Here is a 19952-nt window from a genome sequence, read left to right as displayed (position 1 = left end):
GCGATCTTGTGCTGTTAAAGCTTATTGATCGGGATCTTCAGATAAACGACGCCGTTGTCTTCCGCCGCCGGCAGATTCCCCGCCCGCACATTGACCTGAATCGCCGGCAGCAACAGCGTCGGCATGCCCAGCCCGGCATCACGCTGGGTGCGCATTTCGACAAACGCCGCCTCATCAATCCCGTCATGCACATGAATATTGCTTTTGCGCTGCTCACCGACCGTGGTCTGGCACTGCGCGGCGCGGCCCTCGGGCGGGTAATCGTGACAGACGTAGAGTTTCACGCTGGCCGGGAAGGCCAGCAGTTTATGAATCGAGTTGAACAACTGATGGGCGTTGCCGCCGGGGAAGTCGCAGCGCGCGGTGCCGACGTCGGGCATGAACAGCGTGTCGCCCACCAGAATCTGTTCGCCGTCGATCAAGTAGGCCATGTCCGCCGGGGTATGCCCAGGCACATGCAGGGCAGTGGCTTTGAGATTGCCGATCCTGAATGACTCGTTTGGCGCAAACAGGTGATCGAACTGCGAGCCATCGACGCAGAACTCCGGCTCCAGATTGAACAGCGCCTTGAACACGTTTTGCACTTTGCTGATCGATTCACCAATGGCGATTTTCCCGCCCAGCTCCCGGCGCAGATACGGTGCGGCGGACAGGTGATCGGCGTGGGCATGGGTTTCCAGCAGCCACTGCACTTGCAGATTGTGCGCGCGGACGAAGGCGATGATTTTATCGGCCTGGGCGGTGCATGTGCGCCCGGCGGCGCCGTCGTAATCGAGCACCGGGTCGACGATCGCACATTGCCCGCCGTCGGTTTCATAGACCACGTAGCTGTAGGTCGAAGAGGCGGGGTCGAGGAAAGCTTCAATCTGCGCGGGCATGGACACCAACCTGAACAAGGAAAATGGGTTGCAACACTTTATCTAAAAACATAATGTTCGCAGCTTAAGTGACCTTGAAGGCATCGTGCAAATGCAATCCAGTCTGACCGAATGTGAAGTCGCCCAACTGCGCGCCTCGGCCTCCAAGGCCTGCGCCTTGCTCAAGGCTATGGCCAATGAGGATCGCCTGTTGATCCTCTGTCAACTGACCCAGGGCGAGCGCAACGTTGGCGAACTGGAAAAGATGACCGGCGTACGCCAGCCAACGCTGTCCCAGCAACTGGGCATCCTGCGGGATGAAGGCCTGGTCGCGACTCGGCGTGAAGGCAAGTACATTTTCTACGGCCTCGCCAGTCCGGAAGTCATTCAGGTCATGAAGACCCTCTCCGGGTTGTATTGCGGGGCCGTGCTGAAAAGCCTGGGCCACCAATAAATGCCAGCCATGACACTGGTTCAATGTGGGAGCGAGCCTGCTCGCGAAAGCGTTAGGTCAGGCAATACTTGCATCGACTGACACGCCGCCTACGCGAGCAGGCTCGCTCCCACATTGGGATTTGTGTTGGCTAGAAAACTCCTTGCGTGCAGCAAAAGGAACAAGCAATGAACGATCAACACTGGGGCCCATCCATCAGTGCAGACATCGTGGTCATCGGCGGCGGTACGGCCGGTATCGGTTTTGTCGCCAGCCTGCTCAAGCGTGACCCTGCGCTGAAAATTACCGTGATCGAACCGAGCGCCCAGCATTACTACCAACCGGCGTGGACGCTGGTCGGCGGTGGCGCCTACGACGTCAAAGACACCATCCGGCCGATGAACAAGGTCATGCCCCGGCAAGCGAACTGGCTGCAAGCGGCGGTCACCGCAATCGACCCGGACCAACGCCAACTCACCCTCAACGATCAACGCACGGTCCGCTATCAGAACCTGATCGTCTGCCCCGGCCTGCGCCTGGCCTGGGAGAAGATCGAAGGCTTGCAAGAGAGCCTCGGCCAGCACGGCGTCACCTCTAATTACAGCTATCAGCACGCGCAGTACACCTGGGATCAGGTGCAGAAACTGCGCGGCGGCAAAGCCCTGTTCACCCAGCCGGCGATGCCGATCAAATGCGCCGGCGCGCCGCAAAAAGCGCTGTACCTGTCCTGCGATCACTGGCGCAAAACCGCCGTGTTGAACAACATCCATGTCGAATTCAATCTTGCGGGTGCGGCGCTGTTCGGCGTGGCGACGTTTGTGCCGCCGTTGATGAAGTACATCGAGAAATACAACGCGCAATTGGCCTTTAACTCGAATCTGGTCAAGGTCGATGGTCCGGCGAAAACCGCCTGGTTCGAGATCAAGGACGCCGACGGCAACGTCAGCCGCGTAGCGAAATCCTTCGATCTGTTGCACGTGGTACCGCCGCAGGTGTCGCCGGATTTCATCGCGCAAAGTCCTTTGGCCGACGCGGCCGGCTGGTGTGAAGTCAATCCGCACAGCCTGCAGCACCCGCGTTATCCCGAGGTGTTTGCACTCGGTGACATCTGCGGCACTAGCAATGCGAAAACCGCCGCAGCAGTGCGTAAACAAGTGGTGGTGGTCGCGGAAAACCTGCTGGCCCTGCGCAAGCATCAACCGCTGCCGCTGAAGTACGACGGTTACGGTTCCTGCCCGCTGACGGTGGAGAAGGGCAAGGTGATTCTTGCCGAGTTCGGTTATGCCGGTAAGTTGCTGCCGACCTTCCCGATGGACCCGACCGTGGCGCGGCGCTCGGCGTGGTTGCTCAAGGCGACGCTGCTGCCGTGGTTCTACTGGAACGGCATGCTCAAAGGGCGCGAGTGGCTGACCGGCCTGTCCAAAGTCGACTGAGAACATCCTATGTTGCTGGCAAGCCTGTTTGGTGTGGTGATGGGGTTGGTGCTCGGTTTGACTGGGGCCGGCGGCGGGATTCTCGCGGTTCCGGCGCTGGTCCTCGGCCTCGGTTGGACGATGACCCAGGCAGCGCCGGTGGCGTTGTTTGCGGTGGGCAGTGCGGCGGCGGTCGGGGCTATCGACGGTTTGCGTCATGGCCTGGTGCGCTATCGTGCGGCGTTGTTGATTGCCGCGCTCGGCGCGGTGTTTTCGCCATTGGGCATTTACTTCGCGCACCAGTTGCCGGAGAAAATCCTGATGATCCTGTTCAGTCTGCTGATGGTCATGGTGGCGTGGCGCATGCTGCGCCGCGAGCGTCAGCAGGAAGGGCCGAGTGATCATGGTCACGCCAGTTGGGGCCAGAAGAATTGCATGCTCAATGCCGAAACCGGGCGCTTTGACTGGACCGCGAAATGCACCGCAACGCTGGCAGCGTTGGGCGCGATTACCGGGGTGGTGTCCGGTTTGCTCGGCGTCGGTGGCGGCTTCTTGATCGTGCCGGCGTTCAAGCAACTGACTGACGTGCAGATGCGCGGAATTGTCGCGACGTCGTTGATGGTGATCAGTCTGATTTCGGCAATCGGGGTGATCGGCTCGTTTCACGCCGGTGTACGGATTGACGGGCAGGGTGCGGCATTTATCGTTGCCAGCATCGTCGGCATGATCATCGGGCGCAAGCTTTGCGCGCGAGTGCCGGCGCGGGCGTTGCAGGTGGGATTTGCCAGTGTCTGTCTGGTGGTGGCGGGGTATATGTTGTTGCGGGCTTAAAGCAAAAAATCGCAGCCCGTGAGGGCTGCGATCCATTAACCGCTTACAACACCAGATGCGGCAACCACAGCGAAATCGCCGGCACGTAGGTCACCAGAAGCAACACCAGGAACAGCACCGCATAAAACGGCAGCAGCGCTTTCACAGTGCTCTCGATACTGACCTTGCCCACCGCCGAACCGACAAACAACACCGCGCCCACCGGCGGTGTTATCAGCCCGATCCCGAGGTTGACCAGCATGATCATGCCGAACTGCACCGGATCCACACCGATACCGAGAATCACCGGCATCAGGATCGGCGTCAGGATCAGGATCAGCGGCGCCATGTCCATCACCGTGCCGAGCAACAGCAGCATGACGTTGATGCACATCAGGATCACGTAGCGGTTGTCCGACAGGGTCAGGAACAGCGTGGTGATCTTTGCCGGGATCTGCATCAGGGTCATGATGTAGCCGAAGCTCGCAGCGAAACCGATCAGGATCATCACGATCGAAATCGTCCGCACGGTGCGGTGCATCAGTTTCGGCAGTTCACTCCATTTGTAGTCGCGGTAAATGAACATGGTGACGAAGAATGACCACAGCACGGCAATCGCCGCCGATTCGGTCGCGGTGAAGATCCCCGAGAGGATGCCGCCGAGGATGATCACCATCGCCATCATGCCCCAGAGGGCCTCGCCGACGATTTTCAACGCCTGGCGCATCGGGATGACTTCACCTTTGGGGTAGTTGCGCTTTTTCGCGAAGATCAGGCACAGCACCATCAGGCAGGCGCTCATCATCAAGCCCGGCACGATGCCGGCCATGAACAGCGAGGCAATCGAAACAGTACCGCCGGCGGCCAGGGAGTAGAGCACCGAGTTATGGCTTGGCGGAGTCAGCAGGGCTTGCACCGAGCCGCTGACGGTCACGGCAGTGGAGAAATCCCGTGGATAGCCCTTGCGTTCCATTTCCGGAATCAGCACCGAACCCACCGACGCGGTGTCGGCCACTGACGACCCGGAGATCGCGCCGAAAAAGGTCGAGGCGACAATGTTGACCAGTGACAGGCCACCGCGGACAAAACCCACCAGTACCCCGGCACACGCCACCAACCGGCGAGACATGCCGCCCTCGGCCATGATCGCACCGGCCAGCACGAAGAAAGGAATGGCCAGTAGCGAGAATTTGTTCACTCCTGACGCGACCTGGATCATCACCGCCTGGAACGGGATGTCGATCCACCATGCACCGATCAGCGCGGCGGCGCCCAGCGCGTAGGCGACGGGCATGCCGATCAGGATCAATACGATAAAACTGCCCAGCAGTATCAAAGCGTCCATTAAGCGGCACCTTCACTTTCTTCCACCAGGTCGAACTGCACGACCCGCCGTTTGCTCTGATCACCGAGCAAGAGTTTTTCCAGCACGAAAACCAGCGTCAGCAAGCCGCCCACGGGAATGGGCAAGTAGGTCACGCCAACCCGCAGATCGGGCAGGGCTGCCATGAACTGGTTCCAGGTGGACATGCACAGCTTGGCGCCCCAGATCGTCATGAAAATGCAGATCGACGCCATGAGCAGTTGGGAAAAAATCGACGCCGCGTTTCTCAACTGCGGCGGCATGCGGTCGGTGAGCATGGCCACGGCCATGTGCGCACCGGCGCGGTAACTGGCGGCAGCGCCGATGAAGGTAAACACCATCATCAACAGAATCGCCGTAGGCTCGGGCCAGCTCGAGCCGGTGCCCAGCACGTAGCGGGCGAACACGCCCCAGGGAATCATCAGGGAGATCGCCAGAACGGAAAGGCCGGCGACCCAGATGCACGTCATGTAGATCTTGTCGTTGATACGCAGCAGTAGATTCTTCATCGGGTTCCACCGTAACCCGGCGCGCCGCAGTCATCGGGCGCACCGGGCCTTGTTCATGAGGACGGAGCGGGAGACGTTACTGAACGGCTTCGATTTTCTTGATCAGGTCGGCGTACTTCGCGCCGTACTTTTCCCGCACCGGTGCGGTGGCGTCGTAGAAGGGTTTCTTGTCGACCTCGATGAACTCGACGCCGGCGGCCTTGAGTTTTTCTTCACTGGCAGCGGACTTCTTGTCCCACAGCACGCGCTCTTCGGCCTGGGCAGCCTTGGCGGCGGTCTTGACCAGCGTCTGCTGATCCGGGGTCAGTTTTTCCCAAGTGATTTTCGACATCACGATCGGCTCTGGCAGGATCAGGTGTCCGGTGAGGCTGTAGTACTTGGCGTTCTGGAAGTGGTTGTGTTCGAGCAGGGTTGGCGGGTTGTTCTCCGCACCGTCGATGACGCCGGTCTGCAAGGCGCTGAAGATCTCGCCAGTGTCCATGGCGATGCCGTTACCGCCCATGGCGTTCATCATGTCGATGAACATCGGGTTGCCTTGCACGCGGATTTTCATGCCCTTGAGGTCTTCGAGCTTGCGCACCGGTTTCTTGGTGTAGATGTTGCGCGTGCCGCCGTCCATCCAGGCCAGGGCCACCAAGCCGAATTCGGAGTTGGTGATTTTGTCGAGGATTTCGTCGCCCACCGGGCCGTCGATGACGTTACGCATGTGTTGATGGTCGCGGAAGATGAACGGCATGTTGAACACGTTCACGTCCGGTACCACCGGGCCGACGATACCCAGGCTGACGCGAGACAGCTGTACTGCGCCGACCTGCATCTGCTCGATGACTTCCTTTTCGGAACCCAGCACACCGCCCGGGAAGTACTGAAAGGTCAGTTCGCCGTTGGTTTCCTTGGTCAGGGTCTTGCCCATGTTTTCTTCGGCCACCACGGTTGGATAACCGGCGGGGTGAATGTCAGCGAATTTGAGTTGCAGGGCCTGAGCGGCGCCAGTGAAGGTAAACATCAGCGGGAGTGCAGCGGCCAGCAAGGTGCGTTTGAAGTACATGGGGGTGAGTCTCCAGTCTTGTTATTGTTGTGTTCAAGGCGCAGCGGTGCAGCAGAGGGTTTAAAGCAAATCGTTGAACAAGGGTTCCGCAAGGCCTTTCACGTTGGGGTTCAGGGCGAATACGCCACCGGCCAGAGAGTGCGGATCGTGGTCGTCGCCGGGACGAATCGAGGTGACGAACAAAGTGTCCATGCGGCTGCCGCCGAAGGCACACATGGTCGGTTTTTTCACCGGCACCTCCAGTGAGAAATCAAGACGGCCGTCCGGGGCGAAGCGGTGAATCAGGCCGGCGTCGTTGGCGCAGATCCAGTAGAAACCTTCAGCATCCACGGCAGCGCCATCGGGCCGCCCGGGAAAGTGGTTCATGTCGACGAACACACGACGGTTCGACGGCGTGCCAGTCTCGGTGTCGTAATCGAACGCCCAGATCAGTTGCACGTCGGGGTGCGAATCGGACAGGTACATCGTCGTGCCGTCAGGGCTGAAACCGAGGCCGTTGGGCACGATGAAACCGTCGAGCTGCGCTGCGATCACGCCAGACTGCCCGGCGCCGTAGCGGTAGAGCCGGCCTTCGGGCGCACTCAGACCCATGTTCAGCACCATGCTGCCGGCCCAGAAACGGCCCTGTCGGTCGCAGCGACCATCGTTGAGGCGCATGTCTGCGCGGCGGTGCTCGACGCTGGCCAGCCGTTCGCTGTCGAGGCTGCCGTCGCTGTGTGGGTGCAGATGAAAAAAGCCGCTCTCCATGCCGGCAACCCAGCCGCCACCGCTATGGCGGGCGATGCAGGCGAGCATTTCCGGGGTTTGCCAGGCATGCACGTGGCCGGTATCGGCGCTCCAGCGCTGCAGCCCGCCGTTGGCAATATCCACCCAATACAGCGCGTTTTCCTGCGGCACCCAGACCGGGCTTTCGCCCACGGCGTTGCGGGCATCGACGATCAATTCGGCTTGCATACTCATTCCTTCGCGTCGTTGTCAGGGTGATCAGTCGCCGAACGGACCTGCGGCAACAAACGCGCCGCCCTGATAGATCCGTGCCGGGTCATCGGCAGCTGGCATGGGCTGCGCCTCGACTTTTTCGCGGAACACTTCGGAGCTGTCCTTCGCCTCGAAGCCGAGGTGGCTGGCGAATTTGTTGTCCCACCAGACGTCCTTGTTGGCGGACATGCCGTAGACCACGGTGTGGCCAACGTTCGGCGTGTACAGCGCGCGTTCGAGCAATTGCGTGAGGTCGTCGAAACTCAGCCAGGTGTGCATCATTCGGCGGTTTTGCGGCTCGGGAAACGAGGAGCCGATGCGGATGCTGACGGTCTCGATGCCGTAGCGATCGAAGTAGAAACTGGCCATGTCTTCGCCGTAGGACTTGGACAGTCCGTAGTAGCCATCGGGACGGCGCGCGGAGCTGGCGTCGAGCGGCTCGTCCTGTTTGTAGAAGCCGATGACGTGGTTGGAGCTGGCGAAGATCACCCGCTTCACGCCATGCCGGCGCGCTGCTTCGTAGATGTGAAACACGCCGCAGATGTTGGCGCCGAGGATTTCTTCGAAGGGTCGCTCGACGGAGACGCCGCCGAAATGCAGGATCGCATCGACACCTTCGACCAGTTGATGTACGGCGTGTTTGTCGGCCAGATCGCAAGGGACGATTTCTTCGCGATCATCGACGGCCGGGGCGATGGCGGCAATGTCCGACAGGCGCAGGACATTGGCATAAGGGCGCATACGTTCGCGCAGAACTTTGCCCAGGCCCCCGGCAGCGCCGGTCAGCAGCAAACGGTTGAACGGGGCGTGGGGAGTAGAGGTAGACGTCATGGCAAGCCCTTACACGTTGTTATTAGGTTTGTTGTAGGTTGTCGTATGACTGCGCTGAAGTATCGGTAGGGTTTCCGGAACTTGTCAACGCGACTTTTGGTGTAAATGACGGAAGGCCCGGTTCCTTTCCCTTCAGCACAATTCCCTCCTTGCAATGCAATCCCCTGTAGGCCTTCGCCTGCTCGCGATAGCGGTGTGTCGGTTGAGGAAGAGGCGGCTGATACACCGCTATCGCGAGCAGGCTCACTCCTACAGGGGGATTGCGGCGCCCGCTGGTTACAACAACGAAATCGGATAACTGATAAAGATCCGGTTCTCGTCAAACTCGTTGGTGCTGAAGTCCCGGCGTATCGTTGCGTTGCGCCATTTCACGTTGAGGTTTTTCAGCGGGCCGCTCTGCACCGTGTAGGCCAGTTCCGACTCGCGGCCCCATTCCTTGCCGTCATTGGTGGTGGCGGTGTGCACGTTGTCGCCGCTGATGTAGCGGTTCATCAGGGTCAGGCCGGGGATGCCGAGGGCGACGAAGTTGTAGTCGTGGCGCAACTGCCAGGAACGTTCCTTGGCGTTGTCATAACTGGCGTTGTAACTGTCGTTGGCGAGGGTGCCGCCGCTGGTGCCGTTGACCCGCATCCACGCGTCGTCGCCGCTGAGTTTTTGCAGGCCGACGTAGAAGGTGTTGCCACCGTATTTGGCCGAAAGCAGGGCGAACGCGGTTTTGTTGTCGAGGTCGCCGGCCTGGGCGCTGCCGTCCTCCTTGCCGGTGAAGAAACCGAGGTTGGCGCCCAGGGTCCAGTCGCCCAACGGCTGGCTGTGGCTGAGGTTGAAATACTGCTGCTGGTAGATGTCGCTGAGTTCGGCGTACCACACGCCGACCAGGGTGCGCTTGTCGTTGAAGGTATATTCGCCGCCGCCGAAGTTGAAGCGGTCGGAAGTGAACGCGCCACGGCCGTTCATTGACATGTCTTCCATGCTCGCATCGTTGCGCGGGCTGTTGCCACGGAACTGGCCACCGTAGACAGTCAGGCCATTGATCTCGGTGGATGTGATCTGGCCGCCGCGAAAGGTCTGCGGCAGCGAGCGGCCATCGTCAGAGCGCAGGATCGGCAGCACCGGCATCCATTCGCCGACCTTCAATTCAGTCTTCGAGACTTTGGCCTTCAACGCCACGCCGAGCCGTCCGAAATTGTCGGCCGGACGCCCGTCATCGTGGATCGGCAACAGTTGCGTACCGCCCGTACCTTTGCCGCCATCGAGCTTCTGCGAATACATCCCCAGCACATCGAGGCCGAAGCCGACGGTGCCCTGAGTGAAGCCGGATTTGGCATCGAGAATGAAGTTCTGCGTCCATTCCTCAGCCTTGCCTTGTGGGTAGGCAGGGTTGACGAAGTTGCGGTTGAAGTAGGCATTGCGCAGGTTCAGCGTGGCTTTGCTGTCTTCGAGAAAGCCTTCGGCATCGGCGCTCATCGGCAAGGCCAGAGCCAGGCTGCTACAGCCGATCAGGCCAAGGGTGGTACACGGGCGAAGCGTGGTAAAGCGGGAAGGGCGGACGAAATTACGGGCGAGTGTGCTCACTGTGACGCTCCCTGTTGCGTTTGTTGTTTTTATTATTTGTCATACGTCGTCGTACAACATGGTTGCGGATATTTCCTAGGTTTTAGGGGAATGTCAACAGCAAGTTATACGATGACTCCCGGCCCTCACACAGAACCCTTGTGGGAGCGAGCCTGCTCGCGAATGCGGACTTTCATCCGCCGATGTTGTCGACTGACACACCGCTTTCGCGAGCAAGCTCGCTCCCACAGGGGGAAAAGTGTTTTAGCAATGAATTTGCGGCAAACTTCACCCACCTTCCGCACAAGGCTTCTCCATGGATCACTACGCCCCGCGCAACTGGCAGCCCCACGAAAAGCCCAGTCTGCCCGGTTCCCCCTCGACGCCGTTGCACTCCAACCCCAAGCGCCTGGCCTATGCGCTGGTCGGCGTACTGGTGGCGGTGACCGGTGGCTTGGGTAACTCGCTGGTGGTGGCTAACCTGCCTTATCTGCAAGGCGCACTCGGCGCGACCACCGCCGAAATGGCCTGGCTGCCGGCGGCGTATGTGATGACCAACGTGTCGATGAACCTGTTGCTGGTGAAGTTTCGTCAGCAGTTCGGTTTGCGTGCATTCACCGAAGTGTTTCTGGTGCTGTATGCGCTGGTGACTTTCGGCCATCTGTTTGTCAACGATCTGAATTCGGCGGTGGCGGTGCGCGCGGCCCACGGCATGGTGGGCGCGGCGCTGAGTTCGCTGGGCCTGTATTACATGGTCCAGGCGTTCCCGGCGAAGTGGCGGTTGAAGGCACTGGTGCTCGGCCTCGGCACCTCGCAACTGGCCTTGCCATTGGCGCGTTTATTTTCCGAAGACTTGCTGCAGATCGCCGAATGGCGCGGCTTGTATCTGTTCGAACTGGGCATGGCACTGCTGTCGCTGGGCTGTGTATTGATGCTCAAGTTGCCGCCGGGCGACCGCTTCAAAACCTTCGAAAAACTCGACTTTCTCACCTTCGCCATTCTCGCCACTGGCGTGGCGCTGCTGTGTGCGGTGTTGTCGCTGGGGCGGATTGACTGGTGGCTGGAGGCCAACTGGATCGGTTACGCGCTGGCTGCCTCGATTGCTTTGATCCTCGCCGGTCTGGCCATCGAACATAACCGTAGCAACCCGCTGCTGATGACCCGCTGGCTTGGCAGCGGGACGATGATCCGCCTGGCGCTGGCGGTGACCCTGATTCGTATGGTCACCTCGGAGCAGTCCACCGGTGCGGTCGGTTTCATGCAGAACCTGAACATGGGCTACGAGCAGTTGCACAGCCTCTACGTGGTGATGCTGATCGGCAGTGTCGCGGGGCTGTTGACCAGCGCGTTGACCATCGACCCCAAACACCTGCTGATGCCGCTGATTATCTCGCTGGCACTGATGGCCACCGGGTCGGTGATGGACAGTTTTTCCAACAACCTGACCCGTCCGGAAAACCTCTACTTCAGCCAGTTTCTGCTGGCGTTCGGCAGTACGTTTTTCCTCGGCCCGACCATGGTTTTCGGTACGCGCAACGTGCTGACCAATCCGCGCAATCTGGTGAGTTTTTCCGTGTTGTTCGGGATCTGCAACAACCTCGGCGGCCTGCTCGGTGCGGCGCTGCTGGGCACTTTTCAGATCGTCCGGGAAAAATTTCATTCCAGTCACATCGTTGAACACCTGACGCTGTCTGACCCCTTGGTGGCCGCGCGCGTGCAGAGCGGCGGTTCGGCGTATGGCTCGTTGCTGGCCGACCCGAGTCTGCGCAACCTGGCGGGGATTCGCAGCCTGGCCAACGCCGCCACCCGTGAGGCCAATGTGCTGGCCTACAACGATGTGTTCATGTTGATCGCCGTGATTGCGGTGCTGACCATGATCTGGCTGTCCATTCGTGCGCTGTGGCTGATGAGCACCACCAAAGCCGTCGCCCCAGCGCCATCCACACCTTCGAGCGGTGCCACTTCTTCATGACCGAACCGACCACCACAACCACCAATGCCATTGCCGCCACGCCCGAAGGTGTGGCGCCGCCGTCATCGCCGAACACCGAGCCGCGCTCGCTGCGGGTGCGGATCATTTCTTCGCTGGGCTTTGCCGCGATTGCCATCGTCGGCGTGTTGATCGTTTTGTATGCCTGGCAATTGCCGCCGTTCAGCAGTGCGGTCGAAACCACCGAAAACGCCCTGATTCGTGGGCAGGTGACGATCATCGGCCCGCAACTCGCCGGTTATGTTTACGAGGTGCCGGTGCAGGATTTCCAGTACGTGAAAGCCGGGGATTTGCTGGTGCGTCTGGACGACCGCATCTATCAGCAGCGACTCGACCAGTCACTGGCGCAACTGGCGGTGCAGAAAGCCGCGTTGGCCAATGTGGTGCAGCAACGCAACAGCGCCGAAGCGACGATCAAATTGCGTCAGGCGGCGCAGGCCGACAGCGAAGCGCAGTTGCGCAAGAGTGAAGCGGATCTGCGCCGCAATCAGGAATTGGTACGCGACGGTTCGGTGTCGAAGCGCGAGATGGACGTCGCGCTGGCGGCGAATGCGCAAAGCATTGCGGCGGTCGCACAAGCCAAGGCCAATCTGGAAATCGCCCGTCAGGATCTGCAAACAGTGATCGTCAATCGTGGCTCGCTGGAGGCGGCCGTGGCCAGCGCCGAAGCGGCGGTGCAACTGGCGCGGATTGATCTGTCGAATACGCGCATCGTCGCCCCGCGTGATGGCCAGCTCGGGCAGATCGGCGTGCGCCTCGGTGCTTACGTCAACTCCGGAGCGCAGTTGATGGCGTTGGTGCCAAACCAGAAATGGGTGATCGCCAACATGAAAGAAACCCAGATGGATAACGTGCGCGTCGGGCAACCGGTGCGCTTCACCGTCGATGCGCTGAATCACCGCCGATTCACTGGGCATGTGCAGCATATTTCGCCGGGGACGGGCTCGGAATTTGCCCTGTTGCAGGCGGACAACGCCACCGGCAACTTCGTCAAAATTGCTCAGCGGGTGCCGGTGCGGATCACCATCGATCCGGATCAGCAGGAAGAGGAGCGGTTGCGGCCGGGGATGTCGGTGGTGGTCAGCATCGACACCGCAGCGGGCGACACCCAGCCCCACTGACACAATGCATAACCCTGTGGGAGCGAGCTTGCTCGCGAAAGCGATGTATCAGTCACATTTTTTTATCTGACACACCGCTTTCGCGAGCAAGCTCGCTCCCACAGTTGAACGGTGTTTATCCTGTGATCATCGGGGGTAGGGTGCCGAGCAGCGAGACCGCCGCAACCGCGCCAATGCCGAGCAACCACTCCAGCAGCACACTGCGCTTGAGCGTGCCCATCCGCTGCTCGCAATCATCAATCCGCAAACGATTGAACAGCGCCAACCCAAGCATCCCCAGCACGATCAGCGCCTTGATCAACAGAATCAACGCAAACCCGCTGAACAACGGCGTCGGCCACCACTGGCCGGTCAGCACGCGCACATTGATCAATCCCGTCAGCAGCAGCCCCGCGACCAGCGCATAACCGACACCGCTGAAACGCCGCAACACTTCACGCATCGGTTCCGTCGGCTGACGCAGAATCATCACCAGCAACAACAAACCACCCAGCCACGCCGCCACGCAGGTCAGATGCACGATCTGGTTGAGAATCAGCAATTGCCCACTCAACCCGTCGAGCATGGCGCCGTGTCCGACCGGAGCGAGAGTCGCCAGCAGCAAGGCGCTCAAGCCCAGTCGCAACGGCATGCTTGAATGCCAAGGCGTGAACAACAGCGCCAACAGCGCGGCATTGATCAGCAAATGCCAGCGCCATACCTGACCAAAAAACGTATTGCCCAGCACCAGCGCAACCGTGTCCGGGTCAAACGCCGCCGCTGCCGAACCGGCCATGCTCGCGGTGATCAACAGCGCCCAGGCAATCCCGCTGAGCAGTGCCACAGTCGCCAGCCAACGCGCCAGTCGCGCCAGGTGCCGATCCACTTGCGGCGCTTCATCCTTGAGCAGCAACGGCCTGAACAACCAAGCCCCAAACAGCATCAACACCACGATGAAATGCACAAAGCGGCACAGCACCAGCGCTTCACCCATGAATTACTGACTCACCTTGAACTGGTAGGCGCCTTCGCTTTTGTGCGTGTCGACCGACACTGCGTGCCATTCGACTTTGTACTCGCCGGCGCTCAAAGGAGCTGCAGGGGTAACGATCAGGGTTTTCTTGTCGCCCTCGGTGGTCAGCGGTTTGACCGCGACCGGTGCGCCATCGCGAGTCAAGGTGACTTTGGTGAAACTGGCCTCGACACCTTCGGAAAAGGTCAAGCGCAAATCGGCGGGAGCAGCGACGGTGCTGTCGGCCGCCGGGGTCTGGCTTTTCAAGTGGGCGTGGGCAAATACGGCAGATGCCGCGAACAGCGAAGCGAGCAGGGCAGTGGTGGTCAGGACGTTCTTGAACAGCATCGCGGATACCTCTGAGGCAGGATCGAAGAAGCGTCAGTTTAGCCATCCGCTCACACCAGTACGAAGTTTTGTTTGCAGCGGTCGCCCGCAGACCAGAGCGGATGCTAGTCTTGGGCAACGCTGTTGTCAGGGAGCCCTTATGGGCAATCACAAGATCGAGATTCGTCGCAACAACGTCGAGAAAATTCTCCTCGCGGCGGAAAAAGTCTTCGCCGAAAAAGGCTTCGGCGGCACGGCCATGGCCGACATCGCGGCTGAGGTGCAGCTGCCGCGTTCCAATCTGCATTATTACTTCAGCACCAAGAGCGAGCTGTACAGCGCGGTGCTGTTCGATCTGCTGGAAGTATGGAAACAGGATGCGCTGTGCTTTGAGATGTTCGACGATCCGCGCGTGGTGCTGAGCAGCTACATCCGCGCCAAGATGAACCACTCGCGCAGCCGACCGTACGGCTCGAAAGTCTGGGCCAACGAAATCATCCACGGCGCGCCAACGTTGGGCGAGGCGCTGGATGTCAGCCTGTATGACTGGGCGAAGATGAAGGAAGCGAAGATTCGTCAGTGGGTCGAGGACAAGCGGATTCTGCCGGTGGAGCCGTCGAGTTTGCTGTACATGATCTGGGCGTCGACGCAGCACTATGCTGACTTTGATCATCAGGTGAATATTCTGAATGAGCATCAGCCGTTGTCGGACATGCAGTTTGAACGGGCGGTGCAGACGGTGACGAGTGTGATATTGCGTGGGATCGGGTTGGAACCCTAAAAGCAAAAGCCAACCCTCACCCCAGCCCTCTCCCGGAGGGAGAGGGGGCTGACCGAGGTGTCTCTCGAAGTACATCGACCTGAAAAACCGCGTCGATTGTGGATTCAAAGCCGTCCGAGCCTGTGGCTGTTTCGACTATGGATTCAAAGCAAATCGTTCAGGTCGGTGGATTTCTGAAGCATCCCCCAATCAGTCCCCTCTCCCTTTGGGAGAGGGTTAGGGTGAGGGGGCTGTTGGATCAGTCGGCGATCTAGACCGCAACGTGATACGGATTGCGCGGATCATGATTCCAGTCCAGAAACGGCTTCCCAGTCTCCATCGGCACCATCTCGATACAGTCCGCCACCGGACACGTGATCTGACACAGATTGCAGCCCACACACTCCTCATCAATCACTTCATATTTATGCGTACCGTCCGCCTGCTTCAGACTGCTGATCGCCTGGTGTGAAGTGTCCTCGCAAGCAATGTGGCAACGCCCGCACCCAATGCACGCATCCTGATCAATCTTCGCGATCACCTGATAGTTGATGTCGAGGTACTTCCAGTCCGTGGTGTTGCCCACCGCGCGCCCGGAAAACTCGGCGATGCTGGCGTAACCCTGACTGTCCATCCACCGCGACAACCCATCCTTCATCTCCTCGACAATGCGGAACCCATGCAACATCGCCGCCGTGCACACCTGCACCGCGCCGCTGCCCAGCGCCATGAATTCTGCCGCATCGCGCCAACTGCCGATGCCGCCAATCCCGCAGATCGGCAAGCCCTGGGTCTGCGGGTCGCGGGCGATTTCGGCAACCATGTTCAGCGCAATCGGCTTCACTGCCGAGCCGCAATAGCCGCCGTGGGTGCTTTTGCTGCCGACGGTGGGCAGGGCGACCATGTGTTCCAGGTCGACGCTGGTGATCGAGTTGATCGTATTGATCAGCGACACTGCATCGGCACCGCCGCGATGGGCGGCGCGGGCGGCGACGCGGATGTCGGTGATGTTCGGCGTCAGTTTGACGATCACCGGCAGCGAGCAATAGGTTTTGCACCAGCGCGTGACCTGTTCGACGTACTCCGGCACCTGACCGACCGCCGCGCCCATGCCACGCTCGGGCATGCCGTGCGGGCAGCCGAAATTCAGCTCGATACCGTCAGCGCCGGTGGCTTCCACCAGCGGCAGGATGTGTTTCCACGACTCTTCGACGCACGGCACCATCAGCGAAACGATCAGCGCGCGATCCGGCCAGTCCTTCTTCACCTGAGTGATTTCGCGCAGGTTGATCTCCAGCGAACGGTCGGTGATCAACTCGATATTGTTAATGCCCAGCACTTCACGGTTGTTGCCGTAATGCGCGGAGTAACGCGACGACACGTTGACCGCCGCCGGATCCTCTCCGAGGGTTTTCCAGACCACGCCACCCCAGCCCGCTTCGAAGGCGCGGACCACGTTGTAAGCTTTGTCGGTCGGTGGCGCAGAGGCCAGCCAGAACGGATTCGGCGCTTTGATGCCAGCGAAGACAATCGACAGATCGGCCATTTACGCAGCCTCCACGTTAAGCATCAGTTGAGCATTGATCGCCTCGGCGGCGCGTTTGCCGTGCTGCACGGCTTGCACGGTGAGGTCCTGATCGAGGCTGGTGCAGTCGCCGCCGGCATACACGCCGGGGATGCTGGTGCGCAGGTTTTCATCAACGTAGATGCGTTCGCCCTGACGCTTGAGTTCACGGGCCAACGGGTCGGCGAGGGCGCTGCCGTCGAAGGCCTGACCGATGGCTTTGAAGATTGCGTCGGCGGCCAGCTCGAAGGTCTCGCCGGTGGTTTGCAGGCGACCGTCGACCAGATCGGTGCGGGCGAAACGCATGCCGCGCACTTGGCCCTGAGCGTCGAGCAGCACCTCTTCCGGTTGTGCCCAGGTCAGCAGGCGCACCTGATTGGCTTTGGCGATGTCTTGCTCATGGCCGGTGGCGCCCATGTCGGCAGCGCCCCGGCGATACACCAGATTGACGTCGCGAGCCCCGAGGCGAGCCATTTGCACGGCCATGTCGATCGCGGTGTTACCGGCGCCAAGGACGATGCAGCGTTCGGCCAATGGCAATTGCGTGAGGTCATCGGCCTGGCGCAATTCGCGAATGTAGTCGGTGGCAGCGAGCAGGCCCGGGGCATCTTCGTGGGGCAGGCCGAGTTGCTTGCTGGCGCTGAGGCCGAGGCCGAGGAACACCGCATCGAACTGCTGATGCAGTTCGCTGAGGGTCAGATTCTCGCCGAGTTTCTGCCCGTGACGGATCTCGATGCCGCCGATCTGCAGAAGGAAATCCAGTTCCTTCTGCGCGTAGTCGTCGACCAGTTTGTACTTGGCGATTCCGTATTCATTGAGGCCGCCAGCCTTTTCCCGAGCTTCGAAAATCACCACGTCATGGCCGTGCATGGCGCTGCGATGCGCACAGGACAAACCGGCCGGCCCGGCACCGACCACGGCGATGCGTTTGCCGGTCGCTGCGGCGCGCTGGAACGGATGTTCGCTGAAGTGCGCGTTGTCCACGGCGTAGCGTTGCAGCAGGCCAATCAGTACCGGCGCGCATTCCTGAGCGTTGTTGCGCACGCAGGCTTGCTGACAGAGGATTTCGGTCGGACAGACCCGCGCGCAACTGCCGCCAAGGATGTTCGCCGAGAGGATTTTCTGCGCCGCACCGGGGACGTTGTCCTGATGAATGTTGCGGATGAACGACGGGATGTCGATCTCGCTGGGGCACGCATTGACGCACGGCGCGTCGTAGCAATATAGGCAGCGCGAGGCTTCCAGATGCGCCTGCCGGTCATTGAGCGGCGGCGCCAGATCGGTGAAATGCCCGGCGAGGGCGGCCGCGCTTTCGTGCGGGTGGGGGAGATGGTTCAGGGTCTCGATCACGGTTTTGTGCCTCACGGTTATTTGAGGTTCTCTGCCTCTGTCGGGCAGTGGTTTTTGTGGCGTTCGGGATGGCCTCTTCGCGAGCAAGCTCGCTCCCACATTTGGAATGCATTCCCCTGTGGGAGCGAGCTTGCTCGCGAAGGCCGAAGGCCTGGATTTCAGCGTTTCACAGCAGTGGGCCGGTGCAGCTCAGCCCGCTTGCTCAGCAAATCAAACACCGCCGGATACGCCGGCCGTTCGATATACCGCCCGGCGCCACGCTCGGCGCGCAGGTCTCCGTCGGCCCAGACCACCCGGCCCTGGCTGACGGTATGGCTCGGCACGCCGCGCACGGTCTTGCCTTCGAAGATGTTGAAGTCCACCTGCTGATGGTGGGTCTTGGCGGAAATGGTCCGGGTGCCTTGCGGATCCCACAGCACCAGATCGGCATCGGCGCCGACGCGAATCGCACCTTTGCGCGGATAAAGATTGAAGATCTTTGCGGTGTTGGTGGAGGTGAGAGCGACGAAATCCTGCATCGACAAACGACCACTGTTGACGCCTTCGTCCCACAGCACCGCCATGCGATCTTCGATACCCGCCGTACCGTTGGGGATCTTGCTGAAGTCATCACGGCCAGCGGCTTTTTGCTCGGCGCAGAAGCAGCAGTGGTCAGTCGCGGTGGTGTGCAGATTGCCGTTTTGTAGTCCGTGCCACAGCGCCTCCTGATGGCCGCGCGGACGGAACGGCGGGCTCATCACGTAACCCGCAGCGGTCTGCCAGTCCGGGTGTTGATAGACGCTGTCGTCGAGCAACAAATGCCCGGCCAGCACTTCGCCGTACACCGGTTGGCCCTTGCTGCGCGCATAAGTGATTTCGTCGAGGGCTTCCTTGGTCGAAACGTGCACCAGATACAACGGCGTGCCGATGGTTTCAGCAATACGAATCGCCCGGCTCGCCGCTTCACCTTCAACCTGCGACGGCCGCGACAGCGGATGCGCCTCCGGCCCGGTGATGCCCTGCGCCATCAACTTGCGTTGCAAGTGATAAACCAGCTCGCCGTTTTCCGCGTGCACGGTCGGCACCGCGCCGAGTTCCAGGCAGCGCTCGAAACTCGCCACCAGCGTGTCGTCGGCGGCCATGATTGCGTTCTTGTAAGCCATGAAGTGCTTGAAACTGTTGATCCCGTGATGGCTGACCAGCTCGGCCATTTCCTCACGCACCTGCTCGCTCCACCAGGTGATTGCGACGTGGAAGCCATAGTCGGAAGCCGACTTTTCCGCCCAGCCGCGCCACTGATGAAAGGCTTCCATCAGCGACTGCTGCGGATTGGGAATTACAAAGTCGATGATCGACGTGGTGCCGCCGGCCAGACCGGCCGCCGTGCCGCTATAGAAATCTTCGCTGGCCACGGTGCCCATGAACGGTAGTTGCATGTGCGTGTGCGGATCGATGCCGCCAGGCATCAGGTATTGACCACTGCCGTCGAGCACTTCGGCGCCGGCGGGAATATCAAGGTTTTCACCGATGGCTTTGATCACACCGTCGGCGCAATAGACGTCGGCGCGATAACTTTCATCATGGGTAACAACGGTGGCGCCACGGATCAACAGAGACATTCCGAGTTCCTCGCAGGCATTGACCGACTTGTGCCGGTTCTAGATGTTTTATTGATGTACGGCGATGCAGGGCGTATTCCTGTCAGCGCTGTCAGGAATAGAAACTAGTCGCAGATTTGCAATAGAGCAAGATTATTTTTTATAAGCTTATGACTGTTTTAAGTGTATGAAAAATAACGATAAAAAACGTAAATCACCAAAATGGTGAGGCTGTTCACCATTTTGACGCACTTGACAGGATGGAAATATGAGCAAGATTTCCTATGTGAAATCAGCCGCTTGAAGTTGAGCTGCGGCTGCTCGCTCACGATGAAAATAAATGCAGTGCACCAGTTTGAGTCCTGTCTGTTCGGACAACTTGCCAAGTGTTTAGCCTGAGCGCCCAGACAAGTTTCCGTGAACTCACCCGGTGAATAATTAAAACTGATGAATATCAGAAAGTTGCAAAGCGTTTGACCC

The 19952-nt window shown here is 60.0% G+C and carries 18 protein-coding genes; 6 read left to right on the top strand and 12 right to left on the bottom strand.

The annotated features are described in order from the left end of the window. Nucleotides 1-14 precede the first annotated feature (14 nt). Nucleotides 15-878 (bottom strand): MBL fold metallo-hydrolase, encoded by an 864-nt coding sequence (locus tag AB4O01_RS08485; RefSeq protein WP_186624574.1) that lies wholly within the window; start codon nucleotides 876-878, stop codon nucleotides 15-17. Between the two features lie 91 nt (nucleotides 879-969). Here AB4O01_RS08485 and AB4O01_RS08480 point away from each other — a divergent pair, with 91 nt between their 5' ends. From AB4O01_RS08480 to AB4O01_RS08470, 3 genes are all read left to right on the top strand, one after another. Continuing rightward, nucleotides 970-1311, top strand: a complete 342-nt coding sequence (locus AB4O01_RS08480; RefSeq protein WP_007915092.1) for an ArsR/SmtB family transcription factor — start codon at nucleotides 970-972, stop codon at nucleotides 1309-1311. Between the two features lie 167 nt (nucleotides 1312-1478). Continuing rightward, the gene (locus tag AB4O01_RS08475) at nucleotides 1479-2723 is read left to right on the top strand and encodes an NAD(P)/FAD-dependent oxidoreductase (RefSeq protein WP_460091336.1); all 1245 of its coding nucleotides are present in this window, start codon (nucleotides 1479-1481) and stop codon (nucleotides 2721-2723) included. Between the two features lie 9 nt (nucleotides 2724-2732). Beyond that, on the top strand, nucleotides 2733-3533 hold the full coding sequence (locus AB4O01_RS08470; protein WP_150708839.1) for a sulfite exporter TauE/SafE family protein: 801 nt from the start codon (nucleotides 2733-2735) through the stop codon (nucleotides 3531-3533). Nucleotides 3534-3576: 43 nt separating this feature from the next. Here AB4O01_RS08470 and AB4O01_RS08465 read toward each other — a convergent pair whose 3' ends face one another. The 6 genes from AB4O01_RS08465 to AB4O01_RS08440 all read right to left on the bottom strand — a co-directional run bounded on the left by AB4O01_RS08465 (nucleotide 3577) and on the right by AB4O01_RS08440 (nucleotide 9813). Continuing rightward, nucleotides 3577-4857 carry a TRAP transporter large permease gene (locus AB4O01_RS08465; protein WP_016986826.1) on the bottom strand — a complete coding sequence of 427 codons (1281 nt, stop codon included), beginning with the start codon at nucleotides 4855-4857 and terminating at the stop codon, nucleotides 3577-3579. Continuing rightward, on the bottom strand, nucleotides 4857-5384 hold the full coding sequence (locus tag AB4O01_RS08460; protein WP_093440938.1) for a TRAP transporter small permease: 528 nt from the start codon (nucleotides 5382-5384) through the stop codon (nucleotides 4857-4859). The genes AB4O01_RS08465 and AB4O01_RS08460 overlap by 1 nt, the downstream gene beginning before the upstream one ends. 76 nt (nucleotides 5385-5460) lie before the next feature. After that, nucleotides 5461-6432 (bottom strand): TRAP transporter substrate-binding protein, encoded by a 972-nt coding sequence (locus tag AB4O01_RS08455; RefSeq protein WP_320413131.1) that lies wholly within the window; start codon nucleotides 6430-6432, stop codon nucleotides 5461-5463. A 60-nt stretch (nucleotides 6433-6492) separates the two neighbouring features. After that, nucleotides 6493-7386: an SMP-30/gluconolactonase/LRE family protein gene (locus tag AB4O01_RS08450; protein WP_460091332.1), complete on the bottom strand. Its 894-nt coding sequence runs from the start codon at nucleotides 7384-7386 to the stop codon at nucleotides 6493-6495. A 30-nt stretch (nucleotides 7387-7416) separates the two neighbouring features. Continuing rightward, a complete protein-coding gene (locus tag AB4O01_RS08445; RefSeq protein WP_257355454.1) occupies nucleotides 7417-8241 on the bottom strand; it encodes an NAD-dependent epimerase/dehydratase family protein in 825 nt (274 codons plus the stop codon). Nucleotides 8242-8517: 276 nt separating this feature from the next. Then, nucleotides 8518-9813 carry an OprD family porin gene (locus AB4O01_RS08440; RefSeq protein ID WP_460091330.1) on the bottom strand — a complete coding sequence of 432 codons (1296 nt, stop codon included), beginning with the start codon at nucleotides 9811-9813 and terminating at the stop codon, nucleotides 8518-8520. A gap of 295 nt (nucleotides 9814-10108) precedes the next feature. On the opposite strand from AB4O01_RS08440, the gene AB4O01_RS08435 reads away from it, so the two are divergent. Both AB4O01_RS08435 and AB4O01_RS08430 read left to right on the top strand, forming a co-directional pair. Continuing rightward, entirely contained in the window at nucleotides 10109-11764 is a 1656-nt protein-coding gene (locus AB4O01_RS08435) for an MFS transporter (protein ID WP_093440914.1), read from the top strand. Then, a complete protein-coding gene (locus tag AB4O01_RS08430) occupies nucleotides 11761-12903 on the top strand; it encodes an HlyD family secretion protein (protein ID WP_093440910.1) in 1143 nt (380 codons plus the stop codon). Before AB4O01_RS08435 ends, AB4O01_RS08430 begins: the two co-directional genes overlap by 4 nt. 115 nt (nucleotides 12904-13018) lie before the next feature. Here AB4O01_RS08430 and copD read toward each other — a convergent pair whose 3' ends face one another. Then, the gene (copD, locus tag AB4O01_RS08425; RefSeq protein WP_460091328.1) at nucleotides 13019-13876 is read right to left on the bottom strand and encodes a copper homeostasis membrane protein CopD; all 858 of its coding nucleotides are present in this window, start codon (nucleotides 13874-13876) and stop codon (nucleotides 13019-13021) included. Between the two features lie 3 nt (nucleotides 13877-13879). Next, nucleotides 13880-14242 (bottom strand): copper homeostasis periplasmic binding protein CopC, encoded by a 363-nt coding sequence (gene copC / locus AB4O01_RS08420; protein WP_460091326.1) that lies wholly within the window; start codon nucleotides 14240-14242, stop codon nucleotides 13880-13882. 139 nt (nucleotides 14243-14381) lie between these two features. Between copC and AB4O01_RS08415 the strand changes: the two genes are divergently transcribed. After that, entirely contained in the window at nucleotides 14382-15002 is a 621-nt protein-coding gene (locus AB4O01_RS08415) for a TetR/AcrR family transcriptional regulator (RefSeq protein ID WP_007919317.1), read from the top strand. A gap of 250 nt (nucleotides 15003-15252) precedes the next feature. Here AB4O01_RS08415 and preA read toward each other — a convergent pair whose 3' ends face one another. From preA to hydA, 3 genes are all read right to left on the bottom strand, one after another. Further along, entirely contained in the window at nucleotides 15253-16527 is a 1275-nt protein-coding gene (gene preA / locus AB4O01_RS08410; RefSeq protein ID WP_093440896.1) for an NAD-dependent dihydropyrimidine dehydrogenase subunit PreA, read from the bottom strand. Continuing rightward, nucleotides 16528-17895 carry an NAD(P)-dependent oxidoreductase gene (locus AB4O01_RS08405; RefSeq protein ID WP_099756570.1) on the bottom strand — a complete coding sequence of 456 codons (1368 nt, stop codon included), beginning with the start codon at nucleotides 17893-17895 and terminating at the stop codon, nucleotides 16528-16530. 158 nt (nucleotides 17896-18053) lie between these two features. Beyond that, on the bottom strand, nucleotides 18054-19493 hold the full coding sequence (hydA, locus tag AB4O01_RS08400; protein ID WP_460091323.1) for a dihydropyrimidinase: 1440 nt from the start codon (nucleotides 19491-19493) through the stop codon (nucleotides 18054-18056). Between the last annotated feature and the right edge of the window lie 459 nt (nucleotides 19494-19952).

The organism is Pseudomonas sp. S2_E02, from assembly GCF_054668355.1.
The sequence above is the reverse complement of the archived record's forward strand: the minus strand, read 5'-3'. Positions and strand labels throughout refer to the sequence as shown.

What these genes read in the sequence shown, in the direction of transcription:
- AB4O01_RS08485 (WP_186624574.1), bottom strand. Translation starts at nt 878, where the DNA reads ATGCCCGCGCAGATTGAAGCTTTCCTCGACCCCGCCTCTTCGACCTAC.
- AB4O01_RS08480 (WP_007915092.1), top strand. Translation starts at nt 970, where the DNA reads ATGCAATCCAGTCTGACCGAATGTGAAGTCGCCCAACTGCGCGCCTCG.
- AB4O01_RS08475 (WP_460091336.1), top strand. Translation starts at nt 1,479, where the DNA reads ATGAACGATCAACACTGGGGCCCATCCATCAGTGCAGACATCGTGGTC.
- AB4O01_RS08470 (WP_150708839.1), top strand. Translation starts at nt 2,733, where the DNA reads ATGTTGCTGGCAAGCCTGTTTGGTGTGGTGATGGGGTTGGTGCTCGGT.
- AB4O01_RS08465 (WP_016986826.1), bottom strand. Translation starts at nt 4,857, where the DNA reads ATGGACGCTTTGATACTGCTGGGCAGTTTTATCGTATTGATCCTGATC.
- AB4O01_RS08460 (WP_093440938.1), bottom strand. Translation starts at nt 5,384, where the DNA reads ATGAAGAATCTACTGCTGCGTATCAACGACAAGATCTACATGACGTGC.
- AB4O01_RS08455 (WP_320413131.1), bottom strand. Translation starts at nt 6,432, where the DNA reads ATGTACTTCAAACGCACCTTGCTGGCCGCTGCACTCCCGCTGATGTTT.
- AB4O01_RS08450 (WP_460091332.1), bottom strand. Translation starts at nt 7,386, where the DNA reads ATGCAAGCCGAATTGATCGTCGATGCCCGCAACGCCGTGGGCGAAAGC.
- AB4O01_RS08445 (WP_257355454.1), bottom strand. Translation starts at nt 8,241, where the DNA reads ATGACGTCTACCTCTACTCCCCACGCCCCGTTCAACCGTTTGCTGCTG.
- AB4O01_RS08435 (WP_093440914.1), top strand. Translation starts at nt 10,109, where the DNA reads ATGGATCACTACGCCCCGCGCAACTGGCAGCCCCACGAAAAGCCCAGT.
- AB4O01_RS08430 (WP_093440910.1), top strand. Translation starts at nt 11,761, where the DNA reads ATGACCGAACCGACCACCACAACCACCAATGCCATTGCCGCCACGCCC.
- copD (WP_460091328.1), bottom strand. Translation starts at nt 13,876, where the DNA reads ATGGGTGAAGCGCTGGTGCTGTGCCGCTTTGTGCATTTCATCGTGGTG.
- copC (WP_460091326.1), bottom strand. Translation starts at nt 14,242, where the DNA reads ATGCTGTTCAAGAACGTCCTGACCACCACTGCCCTGCTCGCTTCGCTG.
- AB4O01_RS08415 (WP_007919317.1), top strand. Translation starts at nt 14,382, where the DNA reads ATGGGCAATCACAAGATCGAGATTCGTCGCAACAACGTCGAGAAAATT.
- preA (WP_093440896.1), bottom strand. Translation starts at nt 16,527, where the DNA reads ATGGCCGATCTGTCGATTGTCTTCGCTGGCATCAAAGCGCCGAATCCG.
- hydA (WP_460091323.1), bottom strand. Translation starts at nt 19,493, where the DNA reads ATGTCTCTGTTGATCCGTGGCGCCACCGTTGTTACCCATGATGAAAGT.